Here is a 10,408-nt window from a genome sequence, read left to right on the forward strand (position 1 = left end):
TCACTCGCTGGCTCACCCGCTGAGCACGCTGCCCACCAGACCGTCCAGGGCGTCGCCGGCCAGCAGGACGACCGCGACACTGATCGCCACCAGCAACCCCAGCGCGGCGGCCAGGACGATCATCACCCGGGCGTTACTGGACCGCTCGGCCGGCGTGTCGGACCAGCCCTGGGCCAGGATGTGCCCGGTCAACGAGCCGGAGGTCTCCACCGCGTTGGCGGGTATCGCGACAGTGGTGAAGCCGGCCCCCTCGCCGTTGCCGTAAACGGTGCCGGCCAGGTCGGAGCCGCCGTCCTGCCGCCCACCACGGGTGCCGGCCGCGCTCCGTCTGGCGGTGCCGTCCGCGCTCCATGCGGCGGAGCCGGCCGGAGGGCCGCTCGGTGGTGCGGTCATTCGGGAGTCGCCGGTGCTGCTCCGGGTCGACGACGGAGTCCCGGCGGTGGACGGTGGCCAGCTCGGCAGCGCTGGCGCGGGCACCACCGGCGGCGGGGAGGCGGCTGTCGGCATCCATCCGCCACCGGACGTCGGGCGGGCCGCCCCACCGGTGGACGGCCATCCGGACGGCGGCGCGGAGACCGACGCGGTGGCCCGTACGCCGGGCGTGTCGGTCATCGCCGGCGGCGGCGGAAACGGCGGTGCCGGCATCGGGCCGGGCGGGGCTGGTGGTGCGGGCACCGGCGGGCCGGGTGGTGGCAGCGGCGGGCTCGGGACGGGCGGCGACGGCGGGCCGGGAATGGGCGGCACCGGCGAGGGCGGTGGGATGGGCGGGCCCGGAACGGGCGGAACCGGACCGGGCGGCGTGGGTCGGGGTTCTGGCGTCGGCGTCGGGCCGGGCGGGTACGGACCCGGGGCCGGCGCGGGTTCCGGTTCCGGTGGCGGCGGCTGAGTCGGCCCGGGGCCGGGTGGGGTGGGCTCCGGCTCCGGAGTCGACGGCGTCGGGGGTTGGGCCGGCTCGGTACCCACCGGCGCGGACCGGTAGACGGCTGGCGAGCTCTCCCGAAGGTCCGGTGTGCCCAGGGCGCCGGCCGTGCCGCGGCTGCCGCTCGGAACCGTGGCGCTGGCCCGGGCCGGCCCGGGGGAGCCGCTCCGTTGCCCCGGCAACAACGCGTCGACTGGGCTGGCCGAGCCGGTCGTCCGGTAGGTGGTGGCGGTGACCGGAGCGCTGGCCGGCAGGTCACTGCGGAGAGCCTTGGCGGTCACCACGCTGGCGCGGGCGCGCACCGGTGTGGCGGCCTGGCTCGGGCGCCCGTCGACAGCGGCCCCGGCGTCGGACCCGGAGACGGCCGCGGCGGCGTCCCTGGCGGCGGAGGCGGCGTCGACACCGGCGGGCACGTCGTCATCGGCATCGGTCGAGGCGTCCGCGACGACCGGCGCCGTGCCGCTGTCGGCCGGGCCGGCGTCGCTGTCAGCCGATCCAGCGTCGGCTGGGCTGGCCTCGGCTAGGCCGATGTCGGCCAGGCTGGCGTCGCTGTCGGCCGGGCTGGTGTCGGCCGGGCTGGCGTCGGCCGGGCTGGCGTCGCTGTCAGCCGGGCTGGTGTCGGCCGGGCTGGTGGCGCTGGCGGCCACCGGGTCGGCGGTGTCCGGCCCTGGTCGGCCGGCCTGGTCGACCACGGGGTCGACAGTCTCCGCCGGAACTCTCTGCTCGGCCATTTCCGCCCTCCGCGCCATGCTCGCACCCGGACCCGTGACGTCGGGTCGGATGTGCCTGGATGTCACGGTGCCACAGATCTCCCCAAGCGGACAGCCGGAGCGCGTCGTGGCGGATCAGCCCGCGCTGCTGGCGCTGGCCGTCGCGCTGGCGCCGCCCGTGGCGCTCGTGCTGGCCTTCGGCGTGGTCGTCGGCGTGGTCGTCGGCGACGCGCTGTTCGGTGCGCTGGGCGGTGCCGAGGGCAGGGTCGGCGGAGTGTTGCTCGGGGTCTCCGACGGCTTCGGCGTGGTGCTGCCGGTCGGGGTCGGCGTCGGGGTGGTCGTCAAGGTCGGCGTCGGGGTCGGCGTGGTGGTCGGGGTCGGGGTCGGGGTGGTGGTCTTGGTGGGCGAGGGGGTTGGCGTCGGGGTGGTGGTCTTCGTGGGCGTCGGGGTGGGCGTCGGCTTCGGGGGCGAGACGGGCGGGGTCGGATTGGTCACGACCGGTGCCGGCACCGCGCCGATCACCCGGGTGGCGGCGTACAGCCGGGACCAGCGGACGACCGAGATCTTGACGACGTCGCCCGTGGTGGGCGCCTGCACCATCTTGCCGTTGCCGATGTACATGCCGACGTGGTGGATCGTCGTCCAGCTGCTGCCCGAGGCGAAGAAGAGCAGGTCGCCGGGGAGCAGCGCGCTCTGGGGAACCGTGCGACCCCGGGTGGCGGCGTACTGGTCGCGGGAGACCCGGGGCAGGTCGAAGTAGTCGGCACCGGGGGATCGGTACGCCGCCCACATCAGGCCCGAGCAGTCGAACTGGTCCGGCCCCTCCTCGGACCACTTGTACGGGTCGCCGAGCTGGGCGAGCGCGTACCGGACCGCGGCCAGGGCCCGGGGGTGCGCGGCCATGCCGCTGATGCTCTGGTTGGAGACGTAGCCGGCGCCGATCTGCTGCTCGGCGGCTTCCTGCTGGCGTTCGATCTCGATCAGCGCGGCGGCGTTGTCCCGGCGCAGCTTGAGCAGGCTCGCCTCGGCGGCGCGGAGCGCGGTCTCACCCGTGGTGAACTCCACCTCGGCGGCGGCGAGCAGGTCCTTGGCCTCGCTGTGCTTCTGGTACGCGGCCTGCTCACCGGCGCGGGCCCGGGACAGCTCGCCGGCAACCCCGGTGGTGCCACCGTCGACCTTCTCGCCACGGGTGATCGCCTGCAGGCGGCTCAGCCCACGGATGTCCTGGGCGAGTTCGCCGGGCGGCAGCGCGGCGGCGGCCTTGATGGCCTCGGCGGCGGCGGTGTCGGCGGTCTGCTGGGCCCGGAGCAGGGCGTCCTGTGCGGTCGCCAGCGCCTTGCCGGCCGCGTCGAGCTGCGCCTGGGCGTCGACGCGTTTCTGCCGGCTTACCAGCAACGCCTCGCCGAGCGTGCCGACCTGGACCTCGCCTGCGGCGATCGCAGTGGCGAGCGGGCCGGTGCCGATGTTGACCACCGGCGGGGCGGGCACCCCGGCGACCGGTGCCCCGCCGGGCAGCTGAATCGAGCCGGTGACCGCCGGCCGCGAGCCGGTGTCCGGCACGGTGGTCGGCACGCCGGGATCCGCGTACGCGGGGGTGGCCAGCACGGCTGCGGCGATCGCGCCGAGCAGGGCGGCCCAGAGCTTCGGACGCAGCACCGGCGAGATCACCGGGCTCCGTCGTCGCTGCCGTCGCCCACGCCCGCTGTAGATCATGCCGCTCCCCGTCCAACTGCTCATCGCCGCGCTCGGTGGGCGCGACCGCCGGGACGGTACCAGTGTGTGTGTTCCGCCCCACCTTGTTACTACCGCACCTCGCCACTCATGTCGATGCGTCGCCGGGTTACGGGAGGCTGAGAGTCTGGTGAAGTGGGTCGCTGCCGGCGACCGTGCCGCCGGGCCCGTCGGCGCCGCGACGTACGCTCGATCCGGACCGCAGGTGGAAGGGACGTGCCATGGACGCCGGACTCAAGCGTGAGCTCGAAGCGAAGGTGTACGCCGGTGAGCGGCTGACCCGGGAGGATGGTGTCGCCCTCTACGAGAGCGACGACCTGACCTGGCTGGGGCGGTTGGCGCACCACAAGCGCACCGAGTTGAACGGCGACCGGGTGATGTTCAACGTCAACCGTCACCTCAACCTGACCAACGTCTGTTCGGCGTCCTGTGCGTACTGCTCGTTCCAGCGCAAGCCGGGCGAGAAGGACGCGTACACGATGCGCATCGACGAGGCGGTCCGTAAGGCCAAGGAGATGGAGGACGAGCAGCTCACCGAGCTGCACATCGTCAACGGTCTGCACCCCACGCTGCCGTGGCGGTACTACCCGAAGGTGCTGCGCGAGCTGAAGGCGGCGCTGCCGACCGTCAAGCTCAAGTGCTTCACGGCGACCGAGGTGCAGTGGTTCGAGAAGATCAGCGGCCTGAGCGCCGACGAGATCCTCGACGAGCTGATGGACGCCGGCCTGGAGTCGCTGACCGGTGGTGGCGCGGAGATCTTCGACTGGGAGGTCCGGCAGCACATCGTCGACCACGCCTGCCACTGGGAAGACTGGTCGCGCATCCACGCCCTGGCACACAGCAAGGGCATGAAGACCCCGGCGACGATGCTGTACGGCCACATCGAGGAGCCCCGGCACCGCGTCGACCACGTGCTGCGGCTGCGCGAGTTGCAGGACGAGACCGGCGGGTTCGCGGTCTTCATTCCGCTGCGCTACCAGCACGACTTCGTCGACTCGGCGGACGGCAAGATCCGTAACCGGATCCAGGCCCGCACCACGATGGCCTCGCCGGCCGAGTCGCTGAAGACGTTCGCCGTCTCCCGGCTGCTCTTCGACAACGTGCCGCACCTGAAGAACTTCTGGGTGATGCACGGGCTGTCGGTGGCTCAGCTCTCGTTGAACTTCGGCGTGGACGACCTGGACGGCTCCGTCGTCGAATACAAGATCACTCACGACGCCGACTCGTACGGCACCCCGAACACCATGCACCGCGACGACCTGCTGCACCTGATCTGGGACGCCGGTTTCCAGCCGGTCGAGCGGGACACCCGCTACAACGTGGTCCGGGAGTACGACAAGGCCCCGTCGCTGGCGCAGCGGCGCGCCGAGCCGCAGCAGGTCTGGGCCTGAGCCGCCACGTACCCTCGCAGTCGATGACCGAGCAACGAGGACCTGAGCAGCAGCAGAGTGGCTTTCCCCGCCGGGACGCCGAGGGGCGCATCCGTACCCTGGGCGATCTGCTCGGGGTGTGTCTGGCCGGTCTGGTCATCGGCGTGCTCGCGTTGGTGCTGTTCGAGTGGGCGTTCGCCTCGATCGGCTCCGGCGAGTTCGGGCACACCAATGGTTGGCTGGCGGTGATCCTGCCGGCGTGGTTGTTCTGGGACGACTTCCGGGCCTGGGATTTCGGCGCGGCCCGGGTGGTGGCGGCGGTGGTTGCGGCTGCCGTCGGGGTGTTCGTGGGGCTGTTGATCGCCGGTCTGGCCGCGGGGTTGCCGCCGCTGTTCTCCGGCGCGTTGGCGGCGGGGGCGTTCACCGTGGCGTACGCGGTCCTCTGGTTCCCGGGCGTCCGCTGGCTGGCCCGCCGGACCGGCTGACCATGACCGCCCGCCGGGCGGCTCGAACCTTCCGCCGGCAGTGGCGGGCGACGGAGAGAACGGAGTGGTGCGGGTGAGCGCCGCGCTCAAGTACACGCTGGGCCGGATCGGGCTGTTCGTCGCCGTGTTGGCGGGCCTCTGGCTGATCGACATGAACGTGTTCCTGAAGCTGATGCTGGCGTTGGCGTTCTCCGCCGCGCTCTCCTTCTTCCTGCTGCGCGGTTGGCGGGACGAGATGGCCGGAGAGATCGCCGAAGCAGCCGAGCGCCGCAAGGTGGAGAAGGAACGCCTCCGCTCCGCCCTGGCCGGCGAGGACGAAGACCCCCAGCGTTGATCATGAAGTTATTGCCACGACACGAGCGTTCGGGCAATAACTTCATGATCAACCGCAAGGGGGGTGGGGGTTACCAGTTGGTGGAGCCTGGAACCTTGGGCCAGGGCTTTGAGAGCGGCTTGATCAGGTAGGCGATGCCGCCGGAGCCGCCGGAGACGCCGCCGCTGGCGTTGGTGCGCTTGGTGCGCAGCCAGATCTGCTCGAACTGTGCACGCTTGTAGACGTTGCGCACCACGTCGTTGCTGGACGAGGCCGGGTCGTTGACGATCACGTCGCCGTCGGCGGTGAAGCCGACCACCACGAAGAGGTGCCCGGAGGTGCCGTAGTTCGCCCCGTCCAGCTCACTGGCGAGGAAGGACTGACTGGTCACGACCGGGATGCCGGCGGCGATGAAACGCTCCAGCTCGTCGAGCGAGTGCAGCCGGGTCACCCGACCCTCCAGCCCGGGGAAGCTGGCCGCGTACGCGGTGTTGAACGGCCAGTTGCCCGCGCCGTCGTACGCGTAGTCGTAGGTCATCCGCGCCGCGTGGTTGACGGTCGGGTCGGGGTAGGTCGGGTCCACCCAGGAGGTGTCGGCCGCCGACGGTCTGCGGCCCCAGTACTCGACCACCATCTCCGTCGACGTGGGTGAGCACCACGCTTCACCGCCGCCGTCGTACTCGGGGTAGTGCCCGCTGTGCACGTTCTGTGAATAGCGCGGCACCGGCAGTTCCCGGCCCCAGGCGATGTGCCCGGCGCTCGGCGGCACGGTGAACCGGTCCGGCACGGTGGAGCTCATCGCGCCCAGCATCCGGACCACCGGCGCGGCGCTCTGCCCGGGCGCGCGGTAGAGGGTCAGTTTGAGCTGGTACGACCGGAGCAGCACCCCGGCGGTGGCGTCGTCGATGCTGAAGGTGTCGGTCCAGATCGTCGACCAGGGGTCGCCCTGCCGGTTGACGCTGGTCCGCTTGATGTCGGTGTCGCCGGACGCCCAGCGGCCCAGGACGTACCACGGGGTCTGGTCGCCGCTGGTGTAGTTGCCCTGCATCTCCACCTGGATCCAGGTGCCGGCGGGGGTCTCCGCGTTCCAGGAGGCGATCAGTTCGGTGGCGTCGAACCCGATCCGGGTCACCGGCGAGGTCCAGGTGCCGTACTCCCAGGTGCGGGTCGCGCCGGTGTGCGGGTCCGCGTACTCGATGGTGCCGGCCGGGCGGGCCAGGGTGACGCCCGCTCGGGCGCCGGGCACGACGCGGGTGCCGGCCTGGCTGCCCCGGTGCCAGTCGGCGGGCCCGGACCAGTCCTGGTAGGTGATCTGCTCGTCGTGGGCGGGGGCGGGCGGGTGGGCCGCGATCGCGGGCGTGGCGGTGGCGAGCAGGGTGAGTGTGGTGACGCCGGCGAGGGCGGCCGCGCGCAGGCGGGGTCTGGCCATGGGTGCTCCGCTGGGTCGAGGGGGCATCGTCGCTGGTCAGTTTTCCGCCTGGAGGGAAGTTTCGCCAGATGTTGATAGGTGGAAAATCATTGCCGCCGTGATGGTCCACCTGGGATGCATAAGACAACGATCAATATTGATATGACCATGTGACAGGTGGTGAAGTGTCCTTCACCCAGCGGGATCTCCCGCCCTTCGAGGAGGTAGTCCATGGCCCTCCGCACGCCCATCCCCTTCCGCCGCGTCCTGGTGCTCGCTGTCGTCACCGGACTGGGCATCGTCACCGTCGCCGCCGGTCCGGTCGCCGCCCGACCGGCACCGGACCGCACCGCAGAGTCGGCCGCCGCCAGCTACCGGGTCCTCGGGCCCCGAACCCTCGCCGACCGCAACGCGGTGGCCCGCACCGGAGCGGCCATCGACTACTCCGAACACGGCGTGCTGCACATCTCGGCCACCGCGGACGAGGCCGCCGCGATCGGCAAGCTCGGCTTCCGACTGGAACCGCTCGCCCCGCCGCCCAACGCCGAGCGCGGCGCCGGCGAGATCGGCACACTGGCCTTCCCGCCGGCCGACTCCAACTACCACGACTACGCGGAGTTGACCGCCGTCGTGAACCAGGTCGTCGCCGACCATCCGGCGATCGCCCGCAAGATCAGCATCGGTTCGTCGTACGAGGGCCGCGACCTGATGGCGGTGAAGATCTCCGACAACGTCGGCACGGACGAGAGCGAGCCGGAGATCCTGTTCAACTCCCAACAGCACGCCCGTGAGCACCTGACCGTCGAGATGGCGATCTACCTGCTCAACCTCTTCACCGACAGCTACGGCAGCGACTCCCGGATCACCAACATCGTCAACAGCCGGGAGATCTGGATCGTGCCCACGGTCAACCCGGACGGCAGCGAGTACGACATCGCCACCGGCTCGTACCGGTCGTGGCGCAAGAACCGGCAGCCCAACAGCGGCTCGTCCAACGTGGGCACCGACCTGAACCGGAACTGGGGCTACAACTGGGGTTGCTGCGGCGGCTCGTCCAGCTCCACCTCGTCGGAGACCTACCGCGGGCCGTCGGCGTTCTCCGCCCCCGAAACGCAGGCGCTGCGCAACTTCGTCAACAGCCGGGTGGTCGGCGGTGTGCAGCAGATCAAGGCCAACATCGACTTCCACACCTACTCGCAGCTGGTGCTCTGGCCGTACGGCTACACCACGGCGAACACCGCGACCGGGATGAACGCCGACCAGTACAACACCTTCGCCACCATCGGCCAGCAGATGGCGGCCACCAACAACTACACCCCGGAACAGTCCAGCGACCTCTACATCACCGACGGCGACAGCCTCGACTGGATGTGGGCCACCCACAACATCTGGGCGTACACCTTCGAGATGTACCCGGGCTCGGCCAGCGGCGGCGGCTTCTACCCGCCCGACGAGGTGATCCCCGCGCAGACCTCCCGCAACCGCGAAGCGGTGCTGATCCTCAGCGAGTACGCCGACTGCCCGTACCGGGCCATCGGCAAGCAGGCGCAGTACTGCGGCGGCGGTGGTGGTGGCACCACGGTCTGGTCGGACACCTTCGAGACCGCCACCGGCTGGACCATCAACCCCGCCGGCACCGACACCGCCACCGTCGGAGCGTGGGAACGTGGCGCAGCCCAGGCGACCACGTCCTCCGGCGCCAAGCAGCTCACCCCGTACGCCGGATCCAACGACCTGGTCACCGGCCGCCTGGCCGGCTCGGCGGCCGGTGACTACGACGTCGACGGCGGAGTGACCAGCGCCCGGTCCCCGGCGGTGACCCTGCCGTCGTCCGGCACGCTGACCCTCTCGCTCGCCTGGTACCTGGCGCACGGCTCGAACGCCTCGTCGGCGGACTACCTGCGGGTGAGCGTGGTGCACAACGGCGGCACCACAGCACTGCTCACCCAGACCGGCGCGGCGAGCAACCGTAACGGAAGCTGGGCGGTCGCGAACCTCAACCTCACCCCGTACGCCGGCCAGTCGGTCCGCGTGCTCGTCGAGGCCGCCGACGCGTCCGGGGCCAGCCTGGTCGAGGCGGCTGTGGACAACGTCACCATCACGTCCTCCTGATCGGGTGGGGCCCCGTCCCGCCCCGGCGGGGCCCCACCACCCGCTCCCGAGCCTCCAGATCCGGGACATATCCCTCGGTGCGCGCCGGTCCACCGGTCACGCGTCGTCGATTCATCCTTGATCGATTCGGCCCCTCGTGGCGGTGCGCTACCGTCTTACCGACCAGTCCGCAGCGAAGCCGGTACGGAATCCGGCGCTGTCCCGCAACTGTGAAGCCCCACCAGCCGGTGGGGACGAGCCAGGTCGCCTGCGGATCGGTCGCGAAACGCGCTCTCGAGGAAGGGCGCCTCGTGGGCGGGCGCACCAAAGGCCCTGTCGGCGAAGCACCACACTCCTCGACCGACAGGAGGCCCCCGATGTTCAGACGTACCCCTCGGCTCTTCGCGGCGACCCTCGCGGTCACCGCACTCGCCCTCGGCGCCTGCGCCGAGAAGGCCGACGACCAACCGACCAGCGGCACCGCAGCCGCCGCCTACCCGGTCACGGTCGGCGCGCTCACCCTCGACAAGCGTCCCGAGAAGATCGTCGTGCTGTCGCCCACCGCCACCGAGATGCTCTTCGCGATCGGTGCCGGGCCGCAGGTGACCGCCGTCGACGACCAGTCGAACTATCCGGCCGACGCACCCAAGACCGACCTTTCCGCCTTCCAGCCCAACGCCGAGGCGATCGCCGGTAAGAACCCCGACCTCGTGGTGCTCTCGGACGACCGCAACAAGATCGTCGAACAGCTCGGCAAGCTGAAGATCCCGGTGTACCAGACCCCGGCGGCGACCACGCTCGACGACTCGTACCGGCAGATCACCGACCTGGGCACGCTGACCGGGCACGCCGACCAGGCCACCGACGTGGTGACCCGGATGAAGGACGACATCACCAAGCTGGTCAAGGACCTGCCGCAGCGCGCCGAGAAGCTCACCTACTTCCACGAGCTGGGCCCGGAGCTGTACAGCGCCACCAGCAAGACCTTCATCGGCTCGCTCTACAGCCAGGTCGGCCTGACCAACATCGCCGACCCGGCCGACGCGGACGGTAAGAACTTCGGCTACCCGCAGCTGTCCCAGGAGTTCGTCGTCAAGGCCGACCCGGACTTTGTCTTCCTGGCCGACGCCAACTGCTGCCAGCAGAACGCCGACACGGTCAAGGCGCGCAGTGGTTGGGCCGGCCTCACCGCGGTGAAGAACAACCAGGTCGTGGCCCTGGACGACGACATCGCCTCCCGCTGGGGCCCGCGGGTCGTGGATCTGCTCCGGGTCATCATCGACGCGGTCGCCAAGGTGCCCGCGTGACAGTCGTCCGTCGGTGACCGGGCCACTGCCCGCGCCCCGGCCGGCCGGGCCGCTCCCCGTGGCCCGGCCGGCCG

The 10,408-nt window shown here is 71.2% G+C and carries 8 protein-coding genes; 5 read left to right on the forward strand and 3 right to left on the reverse strand.

The window, feature by feature from the left end; all coding sequences use genetic code 11:
• Positions 1-12 precede the first annotated feature (12 nt).
• Both V6U86_RS29620 and V6U86_RS29625 read right to left on the reverse strand, forming a co-directional pair.
• Complete coding sequence (locus tag V6U86_RS29620; protein WP_334509037.1) at positions 13-1,650, reverse strand: hypothetical protein; 1,638 nt, start codon at positions 1,648-1,650, stop codon at positions 13-15.
• Positions 1,651-1,764: 114 nt separating this feature from the next.
• Positions 1,765-3,342 (reverse strand): C40 family peptidase, encoded by a 1,578-nt coding sequence (locus tag V6U86_RS29625; protein WP_334509065.1) that lies wholly within the window; start codon positions 3,340-3,342, stop codon positions 1,765-1,767.
• A 239-nt stretch (positions 3,343-3,581) separates the two neighbouring features.
• Between V6U86_RS29625 and mqnE the strand changes: the two genes are divergently transcribed.
• From mqnE to V6U86_RS29640, 3 genes are all read left to right on the forward strand, one after another.
• On the forward strand, positions 3,582-4,751 hold the full coding sequence (gene mqnE / locus V6U86_RS29630) for an aminofutalosine synthase MqnE (protein WP_334509039.1): 1,170 nt from the start codon (positions 3,582-3,584) through the stop codon (positions 4,749-4,751).
• A gap of 23 nt (positions 4,752-4,774) precedes the next feature.
• Positions 4,775-5,215, forward strand: a complete 441-nt coding sequence (locus tag V6U86_RS29635; RefSeq protein WP_334509042.1) for a hypothetical protein — start codon at positions 4,775-4,777, stop codon at positions 5,213-5,215.
• A gap of 73 nt (positions 5,216-5,288) precedes the next feature.
• Complete coding sequence (locus V6U86_RS29640; RefSeq protein WP_334509044.1) at positions 5,289-5,549, forward strand: DUF4229 domain-containing protein; 261 nt, start codon at positions 5,289-5,291, stop codon at positions 5,547-5,549.
• A 70-nt stretch (positions 5,550-5,619) separates the two neighbouring features.
• Here V6U86_RS29640 and V6U86_RS29645 read toward each other — a convergent pair whose 3' ends face one another.
• On the reverse strand, positions 5,620-6,957 hold the full coding sequence (locus tag V6U86_RS29645; RefSeq protein WP_334509046.1) for a C39 family peptidase: 1,338 nt from the start codon (positions 6,955-6,957) through the stop codon (positions 5,620-5,622).
• A gap of 210 nt (positions 6,958-7,167) precedes the next feature.
• On the opposite strand from V6U86_RS29645, the gene V6U86_RS29650 reads away from it, so the two are divergent.
• Both V6U86_RS29650 and V6U86_RS29655 read left to right on the forward strand, forming a co-directional pair.
• Positions 7,168-9,048 (forward strand): M14 family zinc carboxypeptidase, encoded by a 1,881-nt coding sequence (locus tag V6U86_RS29650; RefSeq protein ID WP_334509048.1) that lies wholly within the window; start codon positions 7,168-7,170, stop codon positions 9,046-9,048.
• Positions 9,049-9,404: 356 nt separating this feature from the next.
• Positions 9,405-10,334: an ABC transporter substrate-binding protein gene (locus V6U86_RS29655; protein ID WP_334509050.1), complete on the forward strand. Its 930-nt coding sequence runs from the start codon at positions 9,405-9,407 to the stop codon at positions 10,332-10,334.
• Positions 10,335-10,408 lie beyond the last annotated feature (74 nt).

Source organism: Micromonospora sp. CPCC 205558, assembly GCF_036902955.1.
Lineage (GTDB): Bacteria > Actinomycetota > Actinomycetes > Mycobacteriales > Micromonosporaceae > Micromonospora.

Excerpts from the sequence above, each read along its gene's own strand:
- mqnE (WP_334509039.1), top strand. The coding sequence starts at position 3,582 with ATGGACGCCGGACTCAAGCGTGAGCTCGAAGCGAAGGTGTACGCCGGT.
- V6U86_RS29625 (WP_334509065.1), bottom strand. The coding sequence starts at position 3,342 with ATGATCTACAGCGGGCGTGGGCGACGGCAGCGACGACGGAGCCCGGTG.
- V6U86_RS29635 (WP_334509042.1), top strand. The coding sequence starts at position 4,775 with ATGACCGAGCAACGAGGACCTGAGCAGCAGCAGAGTGGCTTTCCCCGC.
- V6U86_RS29620 (WP_334509037.1), bottom strand. The coding sequence starts at position 1,650 with ATGGCCGAGCAGAGAGTTCCGGCGGAGACTGTCGACCCCGTGGTCGAC.
- V6U86_RS29645 (WP_334509046.1), bottom strand. The coding sequence starts at position 6,957 with ATGGCCAGACCCCGCCTGCGCGCGGCCGCCCTCGCCGGCGTCACCACA.
- V6U86_RS29655 (WP_334509050.1), top strand. The coding sequence starts at position 9,405 with ATGTTCAGACGTACCCCTCGGCTCTTCGCGGCGACCCTCGCGGTCACC.
- V6U86_RS29650 (WP_334509048.1), top strand. The coding sequence starts at position 7,168 with ATGGCCCTCCGCACGCCCATCCCCTTCCGCCGCGTCCTGGTGCTCGCT.